Here is a 23,120-nt window from a genome sequence, read left to right as displayed (position 1 = left end):
TTGAAAAATGAAACTAGGAATTAGTTCTTATAGTCTTTTAAAAGTTATCAAAACAGGGAAGCTGACTATTCTAGATGTCGTCCAATGGGTTGCCGACAATGGCGGTGAGCATCTTGAACTTGTGCCATATGGTTTTACCGTTGTCGACCAGCCGGAGTTAGCCGACCAAATCCGTGAGAAGGCCCAGTCTGTGGGAATTGAGCTTTCTGCCTACTCTTTACCAGCTAATTTCATTCAACCAAATGAGGAAGCCTTCGAAGCAGAGGTCGAGCGCTTGAAAAAACATGTTGATATCGTCAACCGAATGGGCATCAAAATCATGCGGCATGACGTTACCGCTTTCACGCTGCCGCCAGAGCAAATGACAATTCACTATTTTGAAGAACATTTTAATGAAATGGTGCGCGGCAGTCAATTACTCGCCGATTATGCTGCCCAATTCGGCATCACCACCACCATTGAAAATCACGGTTTTAATGTGCAATCGAGTGACCGCGTTCAGCGTGTTATTAATAAGGTGAACCGCCCTAATTTTAAAAGCACTGTGGATGTGGGGAATTTTCTCTGTGCGGATGAGTCGCCGCTTGTCGGCGTTAAGAAAAATATTCCATATGCCGCAACTGTTCACTTTAAAGATTTTTATATCCGCCCTTATTATGAGAATCCGGGTGGCGGCGAATGGTTTAGAACCGTAAACGGAAACTATTTGCGTGGAGCAATTGTTGGCCATGGCGATATTAATATTCGCGAAATTGTTAAACTTGTAAAAAGCTCCGGCTACAATGGATACCTTACGATTGAATTCGAGGGAATGGAAGATTGTCAGGTTGGGACAAAAATTGGTATGGACAATATAAAAAGATTCTGGGATGAGGTGAATATATAGTGGATTTTGAAAAACTAAACAATAAAGTTGGGATTATTGTTGATAGTCTTCGCTTACCAATTCACGAAGGTCTTAAGGCTGCTAAGGATCTTGGTGCAGACGGCGTACAAATTTATGCGGTTTCAGGCGAGATGAGTCCGGAAAATTTAACCGTTGCAGCCCGGCGGGAATTAAAAGATTATATTTCTTCTTTAGGATTAGAAATTTCCGCACTATGCGGTGACCTCGGAGGCCATGGATTTCAGGATGGCAAAGCAAACCGTGAAAAAGTGGAGAAGTCTAAGAGGATTCTTGACCTAGCCGTGGAATTAGGAACTACCATTGTCACGACGCATATTGGAATCGTTCCTGAAGATCCTTTAACTCGTGTGTATGAGGATATGCAAAAAGCTTGCGAGGAACTTGGTGTATACGCAAAAAGCTTAAATGCCTTTTTTGCGATTGAAACAGGCCCGGAGACTGCGGCCACATTGAAAACATTTTTGGATTCATTAAGTTCAAATGGCGTTTCTGTTAACTTCGATCCGGCTAACATGGTGATGGTCACTGGGGATGATCCTGTGGAGGGCGTCAAACTCCTGAAGGATTATATCGTCCATACCCACGTGAAGGACGGTGTCAGATATAAGCCGGTTGACCCTCGAGATGTATATGGTGCCATTGGCTTTGGTGGCGGCGTCGATCATGAGAAAATTGCAAAAATGGTGTCAGAGGGCGATTTCTTTAGAGAACTCCCACTTGGACAAGGGAAAGTAAACTTCCCGAGCTACTTCGCAGCCCTTCAAGAAATTGGTTATAAGGGATACTTAACCATCGAAAGAGAAGTCGGTACCGACCCTGTTCATGACATTAGGGAAGCAATCAAATTTATTCGCACATTTAAATAAAGCATCAAGCACTAAAAGAATTCGCTGATACCAGGCACCAATGCTGTCGAAGTGCTAGCTTAGGTGTTTAGGCACCCATTAAAATTTTTTGAAATGGGGAATTAGCAAATCTTTACACAGCGAGTAAATTGTTTAAAGGGCGGGATAATGAATGAAATGGGGAATTATTGCAACCTGGAGTATGGCTTATGAAGGAATATGCAAGGCAGCCAAGGAATTAGCGGAAGATTCGAATGCGGGAGATGCATTGGAGCACGCCATAAAAATCGTTGAGGACAACCCTCTTTATCGCTCGGTAGGCTACGGCGGCCTGCCAAATGAGCAAGGAATTGTCGAACTGGATGCCGCCTTTATGGACGGGGATCAGTTCAATATTGGCGCGGTTGCCGGAATTCAAGATGTGAAGAATCCAATCTCTGTTGCCCGCAAGCTTAGTGACAATCAGTTTAACCGTTTCCTCGTCGGGCAGGGTGCTGCTGCTTTTGCGCAAAAAAATGGATTTGAACGAATCAATATGCTGACAGATGAATCCCGGACTATTTGGAAAAAACGGGTAGAGGAGATTAAAACGAAGGATTTAAGCCCTTATGATGGTCATGATACCGTCGGAGCTGTTAGTTTGGATCACGGGAAATCGATGGCTGCAGGTACCTCAAGTTCAGGGCTGTTTATGAAAAAGGAAGGCCGGGTTGGCGATTCGCCATTGTCCGGTTCGGGTTTTTATGTTGATAGTGAAATTGGCGGGGCTACCGCCACTGGGCTTGGTGAGGATTTGATGAAAGGGTGTCTAAGTTACGAAATCGTCCGGTTAATGGGTGAGGGTCTTTTGCCTCAAGAGGCTGCAAATAAGGCACTTTATGATTTCGAGGAGAAATTAGTAAGAAGAAAAGGCAAGGCTGGCGCCATGTCGATGATTTGCATGAATAACGAAGGCCGATGGGGCGTGGCAACAAATGTAGAATTTACGTTTGTTGTTGCGACTGAAGAGGAGGAGCCGACCGTATATATCGCTAATAAAGGTGAAGGCTATTCCACGAATTTTGAAAAAGCAACCAGGGAACAGATTGAGAAGTGGGAGTAAAAGCTCCTGTTACGATTCTGTTAAAATTGTAGAAGTATGGAAGATGTTGGACTATCTCCATACTCTTTTTTTTTAGTTTGAGAGTTTGATAGCCTGGAGGGATAGAACAAGGGTGTGGATTTAATAAAATATTTGGAATTGACAGTAAATAACGGTTGTGTTAATGTTGTGTTATCGGTAACCTAATAATATCATAAAATTTCGATTGAGAGGAGTGTGCACTATTTAGATGAAGTGGGAGTATTTATTTACAAATGAAGATAAGAATATCTCAAAGCTAGGTGAGGAAGGATGGGAGCTTGTTACAGTTATCCAGCACATCTCTGGCTTAACATTTTATTTAAAACGACCTGTACGAAGTTTTGTGGACCGTCTTACACAGGAACAAAAGGAAGAAGTTTATAAACAAAATTTTGGGTATGAAGAATCTTGAAACACATCATAATTGTAAAGGCAGGACGATAAAAATGAAGAAAAAGGGCATCCTTCATCCAGAACTTGCACATTTGGCTGCAAGTCTTGGTCATACCGATTATCTCGTCATAGCGGATAAAGGTTACCCCATCCCCAATCATGTTGCAAGAATAAATCTCGGATATACAAATAACCAACCGACAGTCCTACAGGTACTTGAACCATTAGTAGAGGAAATATCGATTGATCGAATTATAGTTACGGAAGAGATGGAAGAAATTAGTCCTAATAGATTAGAAGAATTAAAGAACCGTTACCCGCATATTCTTTTTGAGAAAATTAGCCATCATGAAATGAAAGAGCTGACAAACCATGCAAAAGGAGCGGTAAAAACAGGTGATGCCTGTCCATATGCAAATTTAATCATTGTTTCAGGCTAACATTGAGTTGAAGTTAGTGCTATCTATCTAAACATAGGAGGCAGTGCGATGACAACAAAACATAAGGTTCTACCGACTCAGAAGCAGCTTGCTTATCAAGACTGGGAATTCGGGTTATTTTTGCATTTTGGCTTGAGGACATTTTATGAGGGATACGTTGATTTTGATGAAAGACCGATGTCACCTTCCAAATTTAGTCCTGCGAATTTAGATTGTGAACAATGGATTAGAACCGCCAAAGAAGCCGGAATGAAATATGCGGTGCTCACGGCGAAACATCATGATGGCTTTTCTAACTGGCCATCAACCTATACAAGTTTTTCCGTTGCTCAATCGCAATGGAAGGACGGCAAAGGCGACGTCATTCGGGAATTTGTCGATGCCTGCCGTAAGTATGGAATCAAACCAGGCTTATACTATTCTCCATATGACGGATCCGTGGATTTTTACACTAAAGACGCAAAGGCGTACGATGATTACTTTGTAAATCAAATCACCGAACTGTTAAGCAATTATGGGGAAATCGATATTCTTTGGTTGGATGGCTGCGGTTCTGAGGGACATGAATACGACTGGCCGCGCATTATCGGGGAAGTCCGGCGATTGCAGCCAAATATCCTCTTAAACATGGGTGATCCTGACTTTTGCTGGGTTGGCAATGAGGATGGTGTTGCACCTGTGCCAAGCTGGAATGTCGTGGCTGCAACGGAATTCTCAATCCTAACAGAGCAGAAAAATCAATTGGAGGAACCGCGCTGGCTGCCGGCAGAAGCAGACGTGCAAATGCGAACCAATTGGTTTTATAGCGATAATGATGAACACACAATAAAAAGTATGCAAGAATTAATGGGACTTTATTATCATTCTGTTGGCCGCGGTGTCAATTTACTCCTGAATATTGGGCCGAATCGAGAAGGTGTTCTGCCGCGGAAGGATACGGAGCAGGTGCTTGCAATGGGGTTGGAAATCCGCCGCCGCTTTGATCATCCAATTGGTACCTTTAATCAATGTAAGAATGAGGATAAAAAGTGGATTTACAAGCCTGAAGTGCCTCAAGTACTTGATCATGTAGTCATCAGGGAAGATTTGGGTAATGGTGAAAACGTCTTACAATTTAAAATCAGCATCATCACGGCCAAATCCCATCAGCTTTTAACCATTTATGAAGGTAAAAATATTGGCCATAAGGCAATTATCCGCTTTCCAGCAGTGAAGGTACGAGGGGTGATCCTTGAAATTACGGAAAGTGATGGAGTTCCTGTCATTAAGGACATGTCGTTCTATTTTGTGGGTAAATAGACTAGATTGATAGTTATGTATTTATAGATGAAAAGTAAACTCGAAACTATATAACATTAACACCTTACTTAATGATAGGTATAACAAAAATAATAAATGAATGAGAGGTTGATAAAAATGAAAAGGTTGAAGATTGGAGTTATTGGAGCCGGTTCCTTATCAGAGGCGCATTTTGAGGCATATAAAAATAATCCAAATGTAGAATTAACAGCTGTTTGTGATTTAGTCGAAGAACGGGCTGTAGCGAAGGCTGAAAAATATAAGATTGCCAATGTCTATACGGATTATCGTGAAATGGTGAAAAACCCTGAATTGGATGCCATCAGCGTGGTTACCTGGAATAATACACATAAGGAGATTTCCATTGCAGCTCTAGATTCTGGAAAGCATGTATTATGTGAAAAACCATTATGCATGAACTATGAAGAAGCGCTGGAGATTAAAGCCGCAACCGAGCGGACAGATAAACAATTTATGATTGGCTATGTCCGCCGTCATGCTTCAAGTATTGCTATTTTAAAAGAGTTTATCGAAAAAGGATCATTAGGTGAAATTTATTATGCGAAAGCCTCCAACTTAAGAAGATTGGGGAATCCGGGAGGCTGGTTCTCCGATAAGTCTCGTTCCGGCGGCGGTCCGTTAATTGATATCGGCGTTCACGTGCTCGATTTATTATGGTACTTAATGGGACGACCAAAGGTTAAGACAGTAAGTGCTAATACATATAGCAAACTAGGAAATCGCACCAATATTCAAACTCTGTCATTTTATAAAGCGGCCGACTACTCTCCGGAAAACAATGTTGAGGATTTGGCTAATGCCTTAATTCGTTTTCAGAATGGTGCCTCTTTAATGGTCGATGTAAGCTTTACATTGCATGCAAAACAAGATCAAAGCAGTGCCGTCATCTTTGGTGATAAAGGCGGAGCAGAAATTGATCCAGCCTTAGTGCTTGTTCACGAGGAAAATAATACTATCCTTAACAGCACGCCGCAAATCGATCATCCGGGATTTAATTTCTCGGATGGCTTCCAAAATGAAATTAATCACTTTGTTAACTGCTGTCTAACAGGCGAGCAGCCAATCGGCGGCATTGATGATGGTGTTGAAATGATGAAGATTTTAACCGCTATTTATGAATCGGCAGCGAAAAAGCAAGAAATAGTTTTTGATTGATGGTTGTACTTTAATGGAAGAAAAGAATCGTAAAGTAAAAAATGTACCTGACAGACCTGATTGGCAATAACTATAAAAAACGTAAAGAGTGTCTTTACGTTTTTTATAGTCTTAAATTAATTTTACTATCCTAAATTTTAGATTTACGAAATATTTTTAGAAGATTATCTATATGATTTAAGGTGTGATAAATTTTTCCAAAGGAGGAAGACATGTCAGTTTTTAAAAAATTAAAGTCCTTCTATCTACCTTATAGACGGGACTTCATTTGGTCAATGCTGTTTTTGATAATTGTGGCGGGGATAACCGTTGTCTATCCGGTTATATTGCAGATCACAATTGATGAAGTTGTCCTTGGCGGGCAGTATGACTGGGTACCGTGGATTTCCTTAGGATTCATCACGGTAATGGCGGTAAAAGGATTGTCGACCTTTATTCAGCATTATTTAGCAGATATGTTCGGCATTAAATCGGTGTACAGTCTGCGTAACGCCCTATATGAAAAACTGCAGCGGCTGTCGTTCAGTTATTATGATAACGCAAAGACAGGGGATTTAATGTCACGTTTAACTGCTGATGTCGAAGGCTTTCGCTTTTTCGTGTCATTCGGGTTTTCGGAGGTTCTCCGCTTTATTATTGTAGTCGGCGCTAGTTTATGTGTGATGTTTTATTATTCTGTTTCACTTACCTTTGTAACGATTGCAGCACTTCCGTTTATCAGCGTGGTCGTGTACAAATTTGATAAAAGCGTACATCCCGCATTTCGTGGGATTCGCGAATCGTTCGGCCAATTAAATACAAAGGTCCAAGAAAATATCAGCGGAATCCATACCGTTAAGGCACTATCGAAAGAAAAGGTGGAAATTGAGCGGTTTAATAAGTCCAACCAGGACTATCGGACAAAACAGCTTTTTACTGCTTCGATTTGGTCGAAATATTTCCCGCTGATGGAGCTGATTGGGAATATATCTGTTGTTGCTTTATTGGCATTTGGTGGATACCAAGTCATCAATGGCATTTTAAAACCAGGTGAGCTTGTCGCGTTTTACAGTTTGATTTGGTATATTTTATGGCCCATCATGCACCTTGGTTTCACCATTAATATGTTCTCCCAGGCGAAGGCATCCGGCGAGCGTCTCCTGGAAGTTTTAGAAGCGAAAGAAACCATTTTTGATGAAGAAAATATAAGACAAAGTGAAAAAATTGAAGGGCATGTTGTCTTTCGTCATGTTACATTCCGTTATCAAACAGAAGAAACAACTGCCCTAAATCAAATTAGCTTTGATGCGCCTCCCGGTTCAACCATTGGTCTTATCGGCGCTACCGGTTCAGGAAAAACCAGTGTGATTCAGCTTTTGTCCCGCTTTTACGAACCAACAGCAGGAGATATTCTGATTGATGACCGTTTGATTACGGAATATAGTCTAAAAACACTTCGTACACAGATAGGGGTTGTATTACAGGAAACCTTCCTGTTCTCTTCAACAATTAAAGCCAATATTTCCTACGGAAGACCGGAGGCGACGATGGATGAAATCATCGACGCAGCAAAACGTGCGGATGCCCATGAGTTTATCATGGAGCTGCCTGATGGATATAATACGATGCTGGGGGAAAGGGGAATGGGTCTTTCCGGTGGACAAAAGCAGAGGATTGCCATTGCCCGTGCCATCTGTACCAATCCGGCCATTCTCATTTTAGACGATGCAACAAGTGCTGTAGATATGGAGACGGAATTTCAAATTCAAAAAGCTCTTCAAGAAGTCATGAAGGGGAGAACAACCTTTATTATTGCCCACCGAATTTCCTCGCTCCAGCATGCAGATGAAATTCTAGTTTTAGATAATGGAAGTATTATAGAACGCGGAACACATGATGAGCTTTTAGCCGGTAATGGAGCGTATCGAAGAATTTATAACATTCAATACCAGGATCACGAGACGATTATGCAAAAGGCAGTAAGGTAGGTGGAAGCATGGAAGAAACTCGAAGAAAACAGCTGATATTAGAGCGGTTTCATTATTCACACGATCAAATCATTGATAAACCGTTTAACTGGAAACAAATGTGGCGTTTATTACAATATATAAAACCATATGCAAAAAATTTACTGCCGCTCTCGTTTCTTACGGTGATGATTTCAACGGCAGTGCGGTTAATCATTCCGATTTTAATTGGGGTATATACCCTTGATAAGGCCATTATTGAAAAAGATATAACAATGTTAATCCAGCTTGTATTTATCATTTCCGGTTTATATATATTGTCATATGTCGTCAATGCCTTAAGGATCCGCTGGATGAATAAGCTGGGGCAAAATGTGATTTATGATTTGCGCAAGCATTTATTTACCCATGTACAGTCCCTATCCCATCGATTCTTTGATCAGCGCTCGGCTGGGTCAATCCTAGTAAGGATTATGAATGACATTAACTCCCTCCAGGAGCTGTTTACTAGCGGGGTTATTAATCTATTAACGGATTTTCTCCTGTTGTTTGCGACGATTTTTATATTGTTTTCGTTAAACGCTAAGTTAACGATTGCAATTATGGTAATCTTGCCAATTATGTTTTTTATCTCAACAAGCCTGCGGAAAAAAATCCGGCTATCATGGCAGCAGGTACGTTCCATTCAGTCAAAGATTAACTCACACTTAAATGAGAGTATTCAAGGAATTCGTGTCACCCAGACATTTACACAGGAAAACGAAAATACGCAATTTTTTAAGGCGCTTAACCATGATAACCTCCAGACATGGAAGCATGCGGTTCGGAAAAATGCGATGTTTGGTCCATTTATTGAAATGACAAATGCTGTGGGAACCGTTATTTTAATCTGGTATGGCGCTGTGCTGGTTGCGAATGGGGAATGTACCATTGGCGAATTCGTTTCATTTGCCTTTTATTTAGGAATGTTCTGGGAGCCGATATCAAGGCTTGGGCAGCTGTATAACCAACTTTTAATCGGGATGGCGTCTTCAGAGCGGGTTTTTGAGTTTTTAGATGAAAGACCGCTAGTGAAGGAAGCAGCCAAACCATTGGATCTCCCTTCCATTAAAGGGCAAATTGATTTTGAGGATGTGGAGTTTTTCTATGATGCCACAAGGAAAGCGCTAAACGAGGTTTCATTTTCCATTCAAGCGGGTGAAACGGTTGCACTTGTCGGACACACCGGCTCTGGGAAGACGACTATTGCGAATTTGGTAAGCCGCTTTTATGATGCGACAAAGGGAGTTGTCAAAATAGATGGACATCCCATTCAAGAACTGTCGATCGCAGGTCTCCGTTCGCAAATTAGTGTCGTGCTCCAAGAGACGTTTATTTTTTCAGGTACCATCATGGAAAACATCCGTTTTGGTAATCCGGATGCGAGTGATGATGAAGTTATTGCAGCTGCAAAAGTGGTAGGGGCTGACTTCTTCATTACTCAACTTTCAAACGGGTATCATACAGAGGTTGAAGAACGTGGGAATGTGTTGTCCGTAGGTGAACGCCAGCTTCTTTCTTTCGCCAGAGCGCTCCTTGCTGACCCAAAAATTCTCATTCTTGATGAAGCAACTGCAAGTATTGACACTGAGACAGAAATGAAAATTCAACAAGCGTTAAAAACACTGTTAAAAGGAAGAACAGCGATCATGATTGCCCACCGGCTCTCGACGATTAGAGAAGCTGACAAGATTATTGTCCTTGACCATGGCAATATTCTTGAGCAGGGAAATCATGACACCCTCATGGAAAAGCAAGGTGTTTACTATGGATTAATAAAAGCACAGTACAAAATGCTTGGTGCAATTTGATGATTAAACACCCATCTTGTCAAAAGTGGAATTTTGACTTGACGGAAATAAGAAGAATCGATATTAGGAGGTTAACAATAAATGAAACTTGGGTTTAGTTCGTACAGCTTGCAAGGGGCAATCAATTCGAAAAAAATGACCATTTTAGATGTTATTCAATGGGTTGCCGATCAGGGCGGGGAGCATGTTGAAATTGTTCCGATTGGGTTTAATCTAGTCGAGGATGTATCGCTCGCCGATGCCATTCGGCAAAAAGCAGAGGAAGCGGGTATCGCGATTTCCAGTTACGCGATTGGTGCAAATTTTTTAACGGATTATGAAAATGAAATTGAGCGAGTAAAAATGGAAGTTGCAATCGCTCACCGTCTCGGTGTAAAGCTAATGAGGCATGATGTTGCCTGGAAGGCGCCAGATAAAATATCTATCCGGGATTTTGAACAGGATCTACCGAGAATGGCTGAAGCCTGCCGTACGATTGCCGATTATGCTGCCCAGTTTGATATTGTGACAAGTGTTGAGAATCATGGCTACTATGTGCAGGCCAGCGACCGAGTTCAGCGCTTGATTAACAAAGTTGATAAGGAAAATTTTAAAACCACCTTAGATACAGGAAATTTCCTATGTGTGGATGAGGATCCTATTTCAGCTGTAAAGAAAAATATTTCGTATGCCTCAATGGTACATGTGAAAGATTTTTACCGCAGAACATCATCTCTCGGTCTTGGAGAAGGCTGGTTCCCAACAAGTTCCGGAAATTATTTAAGAGGGGCCATAACCGGGCATGGGGATATCAATTTACCTGAGGTCTTAAAGGTTATTAAACATTCAGGCTATGATAGTTATATTTCCATCGAGTTTGAAGGAATGGAAGATTGTGAAAAGGCAGCAAAAATAAGTTTCGATAATGTCCGACGAATTTGGGATGCCGTTTGAGTATGATTAGGGACTAGTACCAAAATAGATATGAATCTTTTCTGAAATATACCATTATCGACGGAAGACAATATTATTTTTGATGAGAAGCCGAATTTCCAATAAGGAAGAGAGATTAGTGAAAAAGAGATACATTAGAGGTAAAGAGACTAATATTAAAGTTATGACTTTTAATATTCATCATGCAGAAACAGATGCCATTTTGGATTTGAAAAGAATTTCAGTAATAATTAACATGTCGGGTGCTGATATCATTGGTTTACAAGAGGTAGATAATCATTTTTCCGAGCGTAGTAGCTTCGAAGATCAAGCGAAATGGTTGTCAAAATACTTAGGAATGCATTATGCATATGGTGCAAATCTTGACTATGATCCTTTACAAGAAGGAGAGGGGCGTCGTCAATACGGAACCGCCGTTTTAAGCAAGTACCCTATCCTTTCTGCTAAAAATCATCTACTCACAACTATTACATATCCAGTAAACCCCACAGAGCAGCGTGGTCTTTTGGAAACGGTGATTAATGTGAAAGGAAATTATGTTCAATTTTACAACACACATCTTGACGATCAAAGAGCAGAACAGAGGGATCTACAGATCAAAGAGATACATGATATTGCAAACCAAAAAGAAGGAACTAGTATCATAGTAGGAGACTTCAATGCTACTCCTGAAAGTGCAGAGATACTAAAGATGACTGCACAATATAAAGATGTATTTGCCGAACTGGGTCAAAATAATGATTTTACCTTTCCAGCAAATAAACCAGATAGTCGTATCGATTATATTTTCACTTCTGAAGATGTCAAAATTTGTACAGGGGAAGTTATAAACACTAATGTTTCTGATCATTTGCCAATTACTGCAGGGTTTGTACTGAAATAATGTCATTTTATCCCGCGGCAAGATTATGAAATTCCTCCAAAACGATTATAGCGTATGCTCCTTTTCTATAAAAAGCCCTGATTTACAAGTCAGGGCTTTCCAATCATGCATTGCAATAATTATCGTTACTGTTTTGTGGATAAAGGAGGATCCTGGCAGGGCGGGCATTGAAAACGACTAATACCATATTCAGGTTATAGGAAGAGTGGGGGGAGTATTAATGGAACTAAAATTTATAACCAGATGTGTAAGTTCTTTAACCAAGGTTTTTGCGAATCACGAATTGAAAGACGGGGCGGTTAAGAAGGGTTCGGCACTTTTGAATGAAACCTACTCCTTCCAGATCGCCTATAAATCTACTATGTTAGTGAAGGATATTGTGGTGGGAGTCCACTCCGACTTGAAAGAAAAGATATCAATCCGATCCGTAGGGCTGGTTCCATCGGAATTACCTTGTTATCACGATCATGATGAAATCATCCTTACATCCGCACCCGGATTATTCCCCGATCCGCTTTATCCAATCAAGGCCAAAAATAGGTTGACCGCCTTTCCAGACCAGTGGCGCGCTATTTGGATTACAGTTGATCTTCAAGGCGGCATTAATCCAGGCAGACACTTCATTGAAGTAAATTTTGAAAAAGCCAACGGCGAATGTCTAGGTAACGAAGTTTTTGAATTAGAGGTAATTGGGTCAGAACTTCCTGAACAAACATTAATTCATACAGAATGGTTTCATACTGATTGCTTGGCAACACATTATAAAGTAGAAATCTTCAGTAAAGAGCATTGGAGACGAATTGAGCAATTTGTTCAAACAGCGGCAAAACATGGAATGAATATGATTTTAACACCTCTATTTACACCACCTTTAGATACTGAGGCTGGTGGAGAACGTCTGACAGTACAGCTTGTTGATGTAGAAAAGTCAGGTAAGGTGTATTATTTCCGATATGAAAAGCTAAAAAGATGGATTGATTTATGTAGAAATAGAGGAATCAAGTATTATGAGTTTTCCCACTTTTTTACCCAGTGGGGAGCAAAGCATGCACCAAAAATAATGGGCTATGAAAATGAAGAGCTAAAACAATTTTTCGGCTGGAATACGGATGCTGCCGGCTTTGAGTATCGTGATTTTCTACATCAATTTTTTCCTAGTTTAATTGATTTCATTAAAAAGAACGGTTTAGAAAATCATGTGTTTTTCCATGTGTCGGATGAGCCGCATTTTGATCATATTGAATCGTACCATAAAGCCAGTGATATCCTCCAAAACTACGTAAAAGATTTTCCGGTGATTGACGCACTTTCAGACTATGCCTTTTATGATAAAGGACTCGTCAAAACTCCGATTCCATCTAATGATCATATCAATGCCTTTTTGGAAAATGGTGTAGAAAATCTGTGGACCTATTATTGTTGTGCCCAATATAAAAAGGTTTCAAATCGTTTTTTCAATATGCCGTCATTCCGAAACCGGGTCCTCGGAATGCAATTGTATAAATACAAGGTTGTAGGCTTTCTTCATTGGGGATACAATTTTTGGTATTCACAATACTCAAAAAAGCCGATTGATCCATTTAAAAATACCGATGCCAATTATGCATTCCCTTCAGGAGATGCTTTCCTCGTTTATCCCGGTGAGGATGGTCCAATTGAATCCATAAGGCTTGAGGTTTTAAATGAAGCCCTCCAAGATTTAAGAGCGCTGCAATTGCTGGAAAGCTTGGTTGGTAGAGAACATGTTTTAGCACTTTTAGAAGAAGGATTGGATCATGAACTCACTTTTGATCAATATCCTCAAGACCAAGAGTGGTATCTGTTAAAAAGGGAACAGATTAATAACAAGATTAAAGAAAAAATCTTTAATACTGACCTAAGCTCAAGGAAGAAGGTGTAGTATGCCTGCATTAACATTTAATCGAAAATCATTTTTATTAGATGGCAGTGAAATCCTTTTATTAAGCGGGGCGGTTCATTATTTTCGGACTGTGCCAGAATATTGGGAAGATCGTTTAATTAAATTAAAAGAATGTGGGTTTAATACAGTAGAAACCTATGTAGCATGGAATTTACATGAGCCTGAGGAAGGGCGATTTGTTTTTGAGGGCATTGCTAATATTGAGCGTTACATCAAAACCGCCGAAAAAGTTGGTCTCCATGTCATTGTTCGCCCAGGTCCTTATATTTGTGCTGAGTGGGAGTTTGGTGGTTTTCCGTATTGGTTATTAACAGTGCCCAATATTCAAATACGCTGCTACAATCAACCGTATTTGGATAAAGTAGATGCGTTTTTCGATGTCCTTTTTGAACGATTGGAGCCATTGCTGCGTTCCCATGGTGGTCCAATTATTGCAATCCAGGTTGAGAATGAGTACGGCAGTTATGGAAATGACCAAAAGTATTTGCACTATATGCGGGACAGTGTCCAAAAACGAATCGGGCAGGAGCTGCTTTTTACCTCCGATGGTCCAGCGGCTAGTATGCTGAATGGCGGGATGATTGATGGCGTATTGGAAACAGTCAATTTTGGTTCGCGTGCGGAATGCGCATTTGAACAATTAAAGCAATTTCAGCCGAATGCTCCGCTGATGTGTATGGAGTTTTGGCACGGTTGGTTCGATCATTGGGGCGAAGGGCACCATACTCGACCCTCAGAAAGTGTAATAGAAACATTGGAGAGTATTTTGCAGCAAAAAGGCTCCGTCAATTTTTATATGGCACACGGAGGGACTAATTTTGGTTTCTATAATGGAGCAAACCATAATGAGGAAGGTTATCAGCCAACGATTACTAGCTACGATTATGATGGCTTATTGACAGAATCCGGGGATGTAACAGAAAAATTCTTTGCGGTGAGAAAGACATTTGAAAAATATGTTGATTTGCCTGAATTGAATTTGCCACCAATCACGCCAAAAAAACGATACGGTGAGGTGTATTTCACGGAGCGTGCTGCCTTGCTAAATTCATTGAATCAACTTTCAAGTCCAGTGCAGAGCCAAACTCCATTAACGATGGAGGCGTATGGCCAGGCTTATGGATTTATTGTCTATGAAACAGTGATAAAAGGAGCTTACGGCAAGCAGACGATCACGGTTCAAGATGTTCATGACCGCGGTCAAATTTATTTGAATGGTGAATATGCAGGTCTAGTCGAGCGAATTGGTGGCCGCTCAAGTATTGAAGTTGATATCACCGTGGAAGAAACAAAACTGCAGATTGTAGTTGAAAATATGGGACGTGTGAATTATGGTCCGTTCCTTAAGGATTTTAAAGGGATTACTGAAGGTGTAAGAGCAGGCAACCAATTCTTATTTGGCTGGACCGTGTATCCTTTACCGTTAAAGGATTTGAGTTCCTTAAAGTTCAACAGTGATGACGCTAAAGAAAATCATCCTTATCTTCACCGTGGGACCTTGAATATTGAGGAAGTAGCAGATACGTTCATCGATATGTCCGAGTGGACGAAAGGAGTTGTCTTTGTGAATGGACATAATCTTGGTCGATACTGGGAAATCGGACCACAACAAACGCTCTATGTCCCAGCTCCATTTTTGCAAATGGGAGAAAACAAAATTGTAGTTTTGGAATTACATAACCATAAAGGAAGTATAAGGTTTGTTGATCAGCCTATATTAGGGTAATTCCTTCACACTATCGGGAAATCCACGACCAAAAAGGAGCGATCATCATGATAGTTAATCATATTCGTCATGTCAATTTTTACAATGGCCTCAATTAAAAATTCGATACGGCATTTGAATATATCCAAAACACAAACTTTAAACAGTTGGAGCTAGGCTTCTATGAAATGAAGGTGAAGTTTCTACAGGTCTAATTATAATGAAATTTTACATAGCTTCCTTTAAAGTAAAAGCGGGGTGCTCAATTCGAGCACCCCGCTTCCATAACTTATGGATTTGGATATCCGTAAACTTCAAATTCAAAAATTCTTGCGGCCTGGTCGCTGCCTTGGGTCGGCTTATCAATCCATAAGCGGACAAATCGGGCATTAGTTAAAGAAATACTATGCTCGGAAACACCCTCAGTATTATCTGTTATCCGAACCGCTTCTGTCCAGTTTTCTCCATCCAAACTTACTTCGATTCTAAAGCCCTGCGTATTAAAGGCTTGCGGTTCACCGCCTGCTTGGGCATGACGAACCATAAACTTAGAAATGGCGTATTGAACACCGAGGTCAAGCTTTAACCAATGAGGAGCCTGTCCTAATGCACACCACTTACTGTTATCTGTTACCTTTCCATCAACAGCAAAGCTTGGTCCTTCAGAAGGAGCACATTGTCCGCTCGCGATAGCTGTCTTATTCAACGCAACATTTTTTATCTCATTAGCGGATTCGGAAATAGTAATCCATGCTTCTCTTGTAAGGACACTTTCACCTTCGCTATTTTTCGCAATCAAGCTAACGGAATAAACACCTTCCTCTGCATAGGTGACAACCGGGTTTTCCTCATTGCTAACCGCTGGAGTTCCACCCTCAAAATGCCATTCGAATTCTTCGGTTACCTCTGAGGAGGCATTGGAAAACTGCACTGGTTCCCCTGGAGCCGCGATCGTTTTATCAGCACGGAAATCTGCTTCAGGTTTTGGATATGGCGGCCATTCAAATGTCACCTCAACAGGTTCGCTGCGAGTATACTCCTTGTTTACAGTGACAATTTCTAATACGGTTTGGCTTTCCTTTTCAATTCGCTTCATGGCAGATAAGAAATAAACATGATTTGGTGTAGCACCAACAAACTCTTTTTCATTGTTCGGTAATCGACGATAAATCTCATAGTGGCTTACATCATCCGATACAGAAGGATCCCAGGCAAGTGAGACATCGGCATAAATCCCTTTATAAAAGGTAATGTCACTTACCTTTCCTTGCTTCGGAGAATTTCCAATCTGTTTCGTTTTTTTGTTGAAAACCTTGATTTCTCCAATATTCATTTCATAATCTTTTATTTCCGTGTCGCTTTCAGCCAACAGCGAAATCGCTGCAATTTTTTTACCACTGTATTTTTTCAGTTTAAAGGTTTCTGTCATCCATTGATTTTTACTATGTTTTTTTACATTAAAAAAGATAAATTGATCTGGATTATCAATAAAGCTGACTCCAAGCTTCAGGTTCGGATTATTCGCTGCTGTTTTGTATGTCATCGAGATTTCAGTATCTTTTTGGATTGGAAGATTGGTTTTATAAAGCTTAAGATGAGTAGGATTTTTTGGATCAATGGCGCCCGAAAGCTTTAAAGAGCTTCCTCCGTAGTATGCCGTTTCCCAATCAAACTCAACATTGACATTTTGTCCGCCTTCCTTAAGCCAGCGCCAGGTTGGAAGGATATCTTGAAGACTGCGATTATTCCAAGATTGTTTATTTACGACTTTTCCATCGACGGAGAAAAACTTGCCGCTTCCGGTATTAAAATGAGTAACAAACGGTAATTCGTGAATCGCTGTTTTGGCGTTAAAATAATGGGCCATTCCTTTCCAAGCACCATTATCCATTGTATTGGATGGATTTCCGGAGTTCCCAATCCAAAATTCATTTTCCTTCTGATAAAACTCTTCCATTGTCGCAGCTGTTTTAAAGGCCCAGTCAGGTCGGTAAATACCTAAAGAAGTAAAAGGTGCTTTGCCCTCAGGGAATATACCCTGCCAAGGAATAGACGTGCTGGTTCCTTTTGCTTCGACATCAATGCCCGTATATAAATCATAGGGATTTCTTCCAAGGTCCTGAGCTTTGTTAAAGGAAGACTCTTGGTCACGCCACCAGAAGTTTAAAAACATGCTATCAGAAACACGTGTTTCACCGTCTTGCAAAAAGCTGTCGTTTTTATCCGTTAAATGATTTTGCCAGCTGATCTTCCCATCCTCCGTCATCGAATCGTACCACATGATCTGCATATCTTCCGGCTTCTGCTTCTGCAGATAAACGAGAAATTCTTTTGCTTTTTGAGCGGCTTCAGGGTCTCCGCCTTCTGTTTCCTGGTTAATAAACCAGCCGTCAAATCCATAGTAGCTGGCCACTTCAAGCAGCTTGTCGGCTGCAGGGAAGGAACCATCCTCTCTCTGGCTCAGCATTTGGTCGACCCACTCATACTTTCCGCCGTATACCGTTGGAGGAAAGAACACATTTCCTAAAATCGGAACTCCATTTTTGTGAGAAGCGTCGATCACATCTGCACTTGGAGGGACGATTATGCCTTCCCCGGATGATCCCGCCCAATACACCATTAAATCGACATATTGCCAATAACTGAACGTATTCGCAAAAAATTCTTTCCCGCCTTGGGAAGGTACACCGCTTGTGTTTGAGTTAAGTGCAGACAACGCCACTAGTTTGGCTTTCGATTGGGCATGGTCATTCACTCCATATAACACTTCCCGCTTCGCTAATGGAATTTGACTGCGGTTGAATTCCGCATCCGGGTCATTCTCTGGCGACCAATTCAATAATTGGTCGGGAAACCAATACGATGATTCTGGTTGTTTTGCATAGCTTGCATTCGGCAATAACAGCAGTAAACATAAGCCAAAAAAGACAGCCATCCACGAATGTTTCTTTTTCAAACGATTCACTTTTTCATCTCTCCCTTATTACAATTTTTATCTGAAGCTTGGACCAAGCAGGCTCCCTTTACCTGTTTCATATAGATGAAAGCACTTTCAAAAATAAACATAAATAAAAACACACTTGTCTTCTCCTACAATATTCGGAGCGATTAACCCCGTCAATGAACCATAAAAATGTGATATAGTTTTTCCATAATTTCTAAAATTAATCCATAAAACATCCTCGAGTGAATTAACATATTTGCATTTTGATAATTCGGTATTTTGATAAAATTATACTAGTGCATTTGTTTATCGAGCTTTAAAAGAAAAAGTTGGGGGAAGAAAGGAAGAATTGATTCTTGAGACATTTCTAACGAATCAGGAACAAATTCAATTAAAATAAGGACGCCGTTATGCCCAGTCACATAGAAAAAGGAAGGGAGGCCCCTTCCTTTTTCCTACTGAATAGCTTGGTTTTATTAAAACTTTTATGTGATAAAATGGCTGGGGTTTTCACCTTCGGCCATTCAATCTTTAAGTATAGCGAGGGAGGAATAATCCGGTTTTGGTTAATTTAACGCACTTCCAAAAGTAGCGGAGACACTGTGAATGTGGCTTCCGTTTTTAGTTTTACTTCTTCAACGGTGACTCCACTAGCAGTCTCAATCAGGACCATACCATTTGGTGTAAAATCAAAGACGGCAAGATCGGTAATGAGGCGATGTACTACTTGTTTTCCAGTAAGTGGGAGTGAGCATTCTCTCTTTATTTTAGATTCACCGTGTTTGTTGACGTGCTCCATAATCACGACGACCCGTTTGGCTCCATTGACAAGGTCCATAGCCCCGCCCATTCCTTTGACCATCTTTCCTGGAATCATCCAATTAGCAAGGTCGCCCTTTTCGGATACCTCCATGCCGCCAAGAATAGCTAAATCGATATGACCGCCACGAATCATCGCAAAGGATTCAGCACTGTCAAAAAAAGAGGATCCGGGAACGGTTGTAATCGTTTCTTTTCCAGCATTAATCAAATCAGGATCTTCCTGGCCATCTATCGGGTAAGGACCAATACCAAGCAGTCCGTTTTCTGACTGTAATAATACGTTGAAATCCTGAGGAATCTCATTGGCAACAAGTGTCGGCATTCCGATTCCAAGGTTAACATTCATTCCATCTTTAATTTCCTGCACCGCTCTTTTCACAATCGTTAAACGAGTGTCTCTCATCTTCTTCCGCTCCTTTTTACCTGAGTTATGCGTGAACAACTGTCCGTCGCTCAATCCGTTTTTGATAGTTGGCGCCAACTAAAATACGCTGCACGTAGATGCCTGGTGTGTGAATTTCATCTGGGTTTAGCTCTCCCGCTTCAACAATTTCTTCGACTTCAGCAATCGTGATTTTACCTGCCATCGCAGCGAGTGGATTGAAATTGCGTGATGTTTTACGGTAAACCAGGTTGCCAAGTGTATCCGCTTTCCATGCTTTCACAAGAGCGAAATCCCCTACAATTCCCCGTTCAAGCAGATAGGTTCTTCCATCAAACTCCTTCACTTCTTTACCCTCTGCTATCGGGGTTCCAATACCAGTCGCTGTATAAAATCCTGGGATACCTGCACCGCCAGCTCGTATACGCTCAGCTAAGGTGCCTTGTGGCGTCAATTCCACTTCGAGTTCACCACTTAAAAATTGCTGTTCAAAAATTTTGTTTTCTCCAACGTACGAGGATACCATTTTCTTAATTTGCTTGTTTGCTAGGAGAAGCCCTAACCCCCAGTCATCAACTCCGCAGTTGTTACTGACCACCGTTAAATTTTTTGTACCTTTTTCCTTCAACGCTTGAATCGCATACTCCGGGATGCCGCATAAACCAAAGCCGCCAACAATTAAAACAGCACCATCTTGAATGTCTGAAACCGCTTCCGAAAATGAAGTAAATAATTTATTATTTTTCATCAATTGACCCTCCTTAGTCTGAATATTCTATTACCTAGTAGTTTACATGCTGTCTATTTATAAGTAAAATACATAAAAAGAATAAATAGTATGAATATCAGGAATAAATGGAGGGGCTAACTTGGAACTTCGTGATTTAAAATCCTTTATTGAAGTGGTGATTCATCAAAGTTTTACAAAAGCGGCCGCTCATTCCTATCTTTCACAGCCTTCTTTCAGTAAGGCTGTTAAAAAGCTAGAAGAAGAATTGAACGTAGAATTGTTCGACCGCTCAACCCGACATTTACGGTTGACCGACGCCGGACAGATTGTTTATGAGCAGGCGCAAAAAGCATTGGAGTCCTTGTCTGAAATCACTAACCTGCTTGACGATTTAAAGAACGTTGTATCAGGTGAAATCAAAATAGGAATTCCACCGCTAATTGGTAGATTGTTTTTCCCTAATATAGCGAGGCGAATTCAGGAAAAGTACCCTAATGTTTCCCTGCATTTAGTGGAACGCGGTGCAAAATTAATCGGTCAGCTTGTTGAAAACGGACAGGTCGACCTCGGCATTATCGTGCTTCCAGCTGACACATCAAAGTTTAATGTGCAGCCATTTATTACAGATGAGTTTGTTCTTTATGTACATAAAAAGCACCCGCTGGCAATAAGAAGCACCGTTGATATCAGCGAGTTAAAGGAAGAGAAGTTTATTCTTTTTTCAGAAGAGTTTACGCTGCATGACTATATTAAAACGGTTTGTATAGAGGCAGGTTTTATACCTGAAGTCTCCTATCAGAGTTCACAGTGGGATTTAATACTTGAACTTGTTTCTTCTGAGTTTGGCGTAACGTTGCTGCCAAAGTCTATTTACCATAAACAAAATAACCCAAATGTTCAAATCGTTCCAATAGCAGAGCCAACATTGCACTGGAGACTTGGCATCATCACGAAGAAGGAGGCATATCACTCGTTTGCCTTAAGAGAAGTCTTAAAGATGTTTTAAAGTGGATCGTCCATAACTACAAAGCAAAAGATTATAAAAGAAAGGCGATTTTCAGTTCTAAACTGAAATCGCATTTTTTATTTTGCAATCATGTAGTAAAAATGCCAAACGAAAGTATTTCAGTGGACTGCAATTTTTATGCTTTTAACAAGTTTTAGAAAGAGATATATAGTCACCTACTGGATATTTCTCTGCAAGGTTGTTTCGATACTATTTAATTTTACTAAAATCTTTTAATGTCTCTTAACCATGTTTACTACGTTACTAAGTAAATCATTGAAGGATTCACCCCATATACCCTAGAGAATTGCTAGGAGTACTGTGGTTTATTCATAGTGTTTACCACTAAAATAGAGTGTAATTCTACCATTTTAAAAAGTTTGATAATTATAAATATATAAAAATATTTTTAGTAAAATTTATAATGAAAGCATTTACTTTTAGTAAAACTGTTATTATAATAATCCTATAAACTACTAGGAGGGATAGAATGAACGTACCAAAGAAAATGAAATTGTTTTTCCTTTTTACTATTGTAGCCACAATGCTGTTATCTGCTTGCAGTTCATCCGATACAAACGGAGAGAAAGCGGAGGATGGGAAAGTCAAGTTAAGGTTTGCGACATGGGATGTAGGTGATGATGTCGAGCTGCAACAAGGGTTAATTGATCAATTCAATGCTGAAAATAGTGATATTGAAGTAGTTTTGGAAGCGTACGGTGGCGATTATGACACGAAAATAACTGCTGGTATTGGGGCCAAGGATGCTCCAGATATCATGTATATGTGGAATTACCCTCAATATAAAGATGCTTTAGAGCCGCTTGATTCTTATATAAAAGATAGAGGGGAAGAATACAAGAGTAATTTCTATGAAGCATTATGGAACTATAACTCTGTTGGAGAGGACATTTACGGTCTTCCAGTAGGTTATACGACACATGTTGTTTACTACAATAAAGATTTATTTGATGCAGCAGGACTTGAATATCCAAAAGCTGGTTGGACATGGGAAGACCTACAGGAAGCAGCTAAGAAGCTAACAGATAAAGAAAAGAAAATTACTGGTTTTGCTTTCCCAGGTCAGCCTGACCCATATGATTTTGAAATGTATTTATGGGGTAATGGTGCTTCTTATGTAGATAGCAAAGGTAAATTAGATGGAAACTTGAATTCTAAAAAATCAATTGAAACGTTTACAATGTTCCAAAATATGTTGGAAGACGGTAGCGCTATTACCACGGAAGGCTGGGGTGATACCGAAATGAAAACAGGCAGAGTTGGGATGTTTATTAACGGAGCCTGGTACCTTTCCGCATTTAAAGAAGCTGGAATCAACTATGGTGTTGTTGAAATCCCTTCATTTGGAGATAACCCAAGTGCGAGTATTGTAAGTTCCTCTGGTATTGCTATGTCAAAGGATTCTAAGCATAAAGAAGCTGCATTTAAATTTATGGAGTTTTGGACTGGGGAACAGGCAAACAAAGAAAGACTATCCTTCGAACTTCCAGTTTTAAAAAGTGTAGTCGAATCAGAAAAGCTACAAGAAGATCCAATTAAGAAAGTCTTTTATTCGATGTTGGAACAAAGTGAAGGATTTACACCAACCTCTTTTGTAACGGAAGACTGGAGTAAGTTGTCTGAGGATTTAAGTTTAGTATTTGAACAAATCTTTAATCCAAGTACACGTGTCGAACCTAAAGAGGCATTAGATAGTGTAGCCAAGTAAGATTGTTAATTGATCTGAATGAGAATATATCATGGCTGCATGATATATTCTCATTTTTAAAAAAGTTTTTTACTATCGGATTCAAA

The 23,120-nt window shown here is 40.3% G+C and carries 18 protein-coding genes; 15 read left to right on the top strand and 3 right to left on the bottom strand.

The features are described from left to right. Positions 1–7: 7 nt before the first annotated feature. The 13 genes from ACIQAA_RS07990 to ACIQAA_RS07930 all read left to right on the top strand — a co-directional run bounded on the left by ACIQAA_RS07990 (position 8) and on the right by ACIQAA_RS07930 (position 15,442). Positions 8–886: a sugar phosphate isomerase/epimerase family protein gene (locus ACIQAA_RS07990; protein WP_402617408.1), complete on the top strand. Its 879-nt coding sequence runs from the start codon at positions 8–10 to the stop codon at positions 884–886. Then, positions 886–1,773, top strand: coding sequence for a sugar phosphate isomerase/epimerase family protein (locus tag ACIQAA_RS07985; RefSeq protein WP_402617405.1), 888 nt, complete (start codon positions 886–888; stop codon positions 1,771–1,773). The genes ACIQAA_RS07990 and ACIQAA_RS07985 overlap by 1 nt, the downstream gene beginning before the upstream one ends. A gap of 151 nt (positions 1,774–1,924) precedes the next feature. Beyond that, on the top strand, positions 1,925–2,854 hold the full coding sequence (locus tag ACIQAA_RS07980; protein WP_402617402.1) for a glycosylasparaginase: 930 nt from the start codon (positions 1,925–1,927) through the stop codon (positions 2,852–2,854). A 229-nt stretch (positions 2,855–3,083) separates the two neighbouring features. Next, a complete protein-coding gene (locus ACIQAA_RS07975; RefSeq protein ID WP_402617399.1) occupies positions 3,084–3,287 on the top strand; it encodes a hypothetical protein in 204 nt (67 codons plus the stop codon). A 34-nt stretch (positions 3,288–3,321) separates the two neighbouring features. Next, positions 3,322–3,708, top strand: coding sequence for a D-ribose pyranase (rbsD, locus tag ACIQAA_RS07970; RefSeq protein ID WP_402617396.1), 387 nt, complete (start codon positions 3,322–3,324; stop codon positions 3,706–3,708). A gap of 48 nt (positions 3,709–3,756) precedes the next feature. Continuing rightward, on the top strand, positions 3,757–5,007 hold the full coding sequence (locus tag ACIQAA_RS07965) for an alpha-L-fucosidase (RefSeq protein ID WP_402617393.1): 1,251 nt from the start codon (positions 3,757–3,759) through the stop codon (positions 5,005–5,007). Between the two features lie 117 nt (positions 5,008–5,124). Further along, on the top strand, positions 5,125–6,183 hold the full coding sequence (locus ACIQAA_RS07960) for a Gfo/Idh/MocA family protein (protein ID WP_402617390.1): 1,059 nt from the start codon (positions 5,125–5,127) through the stop codon (positions 6,181–6,183). A 212-nt stretch (positions 6,184–6,395) separates the two neighbouring features. Beyond that, complete coding sequence (locus tag ACIQAA_RS07955) at positions 6,396–8,150, top strand: ABC transporter ATP-binding protein (protein ID WP_402617388.1); 1,755 nt, start codon at positions 6,396–6,398, stop codon at positions 8,148–8,150. A gap of 8 nt (positions 8,151–8,158) precedes the next feature. Further along, positions 8,159–9,979, top strand: a complete 1,821-nt coding sequence (locus ACIQAA_RS07950; RefSeq protein ID WP_402617385.1) for an ABC transporter ATP-binding protein — start codon at positions 8,159–8,161, stop codon at positions 9,977–9,979. 81 nt (positions 9,980–10,060) lie between these two features. Next, complete coding sequence (locus tag ACIQAA_RS07945) at positions 10,061–10,912, top strand: sugar phosphate isomerase/epimerase family protein (protein ID WP_402617382.1); 852 nt, start codon at positions 10,061–10,063, stop codon at positions 10,910–10,912. Between the two features lie 118 nt (positions 10,913–11,030). After that, a complete protein-coding gene (locus tag ACIQAA_RS07940; protein ID WP_402617379.1) occupies positions 11,031–11,795 on the top strand; it encodes an endonuclease/exonuclease/phosphatase family protein in 765 nt (254 codons plus the stop codon). A 220-nt stretch (positions 11,796–12,015) separates the two neighbouring features. Further along, positions 12,016–13,695, top strand: a complete 1,680-nt coding sequence (locus tag ACIQAA_RS07935) for a DUF4091 domain-containing protein (RefSeq protein WP_402617376.1) — start codon at positions 12,016–12,018, stop codon at positions 13,693–13,695. A gap of 1 nt (position 13,696) precedes the next feature. Next, positions 13,697–15,442: a glycoside hydrolase family 35 protein gene (locus ACIQAA_RS07930; RefSeq protein WP_402617373.1), complete on the top strand. Its 1,746-nt coding sequence runs from the start codon at positions 13,697–13,699 to the stop codon at positions 15,440–15,442. 268 nt (positions 15,443–15,710) lie between these two features. Here ACIQAA_RS07930 and ACIQAA_RS07925 read toward each other — a convergent pair whose 3' ends face one another. The 3 genes from ACIQAA_RS07925 to ACIQAA_RS07915 all read right to left on the bottom strand — a co-directional run bounded on the left by ACIQAA_RS07925 (position 15,711) and on the right by ACIQAA_RS07915 (position 20,317). Continuing rightward, positions 15,711–18,386, bottom strand: coding sequence for an endo-beta-N-acetylglucosaminidase (locus tag ACIQAA_RS07925; protein ID WP_402617370.1), 2,676 nt, complete (start codon positions 18,384–18,386; stop codon positions 15,711–15,713). 550 nt (positions 18,387–18,936) lie between these two features. Further along, positions 18,937–19,590 (bottom strand): CoA transferase subunit B, encoded by a 654-nt coding sequence (locus ACIQAA_RS07920; protein ID WP_402617367.1) that lies wholly within the window; start codon positions 19,588–19,590, stop codon positions 18,937–18,939. A gap of 25 nt (positions 19,591–19,615) precedes the next feature. After that, on the bottom strand, positions 19,616–20,317 hold the full coding sequence (locus tag ACIQAA_RS07915) for a CoA transferase subunit A (protein ID WP_402617364.1): 702 nt from the start codon (positions 20,315–20,317) through the stop codon (positions 19,616–19,618). 121 nt (positions 20,318–20,438) lie between these two features. Between ACIQAA_RS07915 and ACIQAA_RS07910 the strand changes: the two genes are divergently transcribed. Continuing rightward, on the top strand, positions 20,439–21,305 hold the full coding sequence (locus tag ACIQAA_RS07910; RefSeq protein WP_402617361.1) for a LysR family transcriptional regulator: 867 nt from the start codon (positions 20,439–20,441) through the stop codon (positions 21,303–21,305). Positions 21,306–21,795: 490 nt separating this feature from the next. Further along, positions 21,796–23,034, top strand: coding sequence for an ABC transporter substrate-binding protein (locus ACIQAA_RS07905; RefSeq protein ID WP_402617358.1), 1,239 nt, complete (start codon positions 21,796–21,798; stop codon positions 23,032–23,034). Positions 23,035–23,120 lie beyond the last annotated feature (86 nt).

The organism is Neobacillus sp. NPDC093182 (genome assembly GCF_044754045.1).
This window is presented reverse-complemented; position numbering and strand designations above follow the sequence as displayed.

Excerpts from the sequence above, each read along its gene's own strand:
- ACIQAA_RS07990 (WP_402617408.1), top strand. The coding sequence starts at position 8 with ATGAAACTAGGAATTAGTTCTTATAGTCTTTTAAAAGTTATCAAAACA.
- ACIQAA_RS07980 (WP_402617402.1), top strand. The coding sequence starts at position 1,925 with ATGAAATGGGGAATTATTGCAACCTGGAGTATGGCTTATGAAGGAATA.
- ACIQAA_RS07975 (WP_402617399.1), top strand. The coding sequence starts at position 3,084 with ATGAAGTGGGAGTATTTATTTACAAATGAAGATAAGAATATCTCAAAG.
- rbsD (WP_402617396.1), top strand. The coding sequence starts at position 3,322 with ATGAAGAAAAAGGGCATCCTTCATCCAGAACTTGCACATTTGGCTGCA.
- ACIQAA_RS07965 (WP_402617393.1), top strand. The coding sequence starts at position 3,757 with ATGACAACAAAACATAAGGTTCTACCGACTCAGAAGCAGCTTGCTTAT.
- ACIQAA_RS07960 (WP_402617390.1), top strand. The coding sequence starts at position 5,125 with ATGAAAAGGTTGAAGATTGGAGTTATTGGAGCCGGTTCCTTATCAGAG.
- ACIQAA_RS07955 (WP_402617388.1), top strand. The coding sequence starts at position 6,396 with ATGTCAGTTTTTAAAAAATTAAAGTCCTTCTATCTACCTTATAGACGG.
- ACIQAA_RS07950 (WP_402617385.1), top strand. The coding sequence starts at position 8,159 with ATGGAAGAAACTCGAAGAAAACAGCTGATATTAGAGCGGTTTCATTAT.
- ACIQAA_RS07945 (WP_402617382.1), top strand. The coding sequence starts at position 10,061 with ATGAAACTTGGGTTTAGTTCGTACAGCTTGCAAGGGGCAATCAATTCG.
- ACIQAA_RS07935 (WP_402617376.1), top strand. The coding sequence starts at position 12,016 with ATGGAACTAAAATTTATAACCAGATGTGTAAGTTCTTTAACCAAGGTT.
- ACIQAA_RS07930 (WP_402617373.1), top strand. The coding sequence starts at position 13,697 with ATGCCTGCATTAACATTTAATCGAAAATCATTTTTATTAGATGGCAGT.
- ACIQAA_RS07920 (WP_402617367.1), bottom strand. The coding sequence starts at position 19,590 with ATGAGAGACACTCGTTTAACGATTGTGAAAAGAGCGGTGCAGGAAATT.
- ACIQAA_RS07915 (WP_402617364.1), bottom strand. The coding sequence starts at position 20,317 with ATGAAAAATAATAAATTATTTACTTCATTTTCGGAAGCGGTTTCAGAC.
- ACIQAA_RS07905 (WP_402617358.1), top strand. The coding sequence starts at position 21,796 with ATGAACGTACCAAAGAAAATGAAATTGTTTTTCCTTTTTACTATTGTA.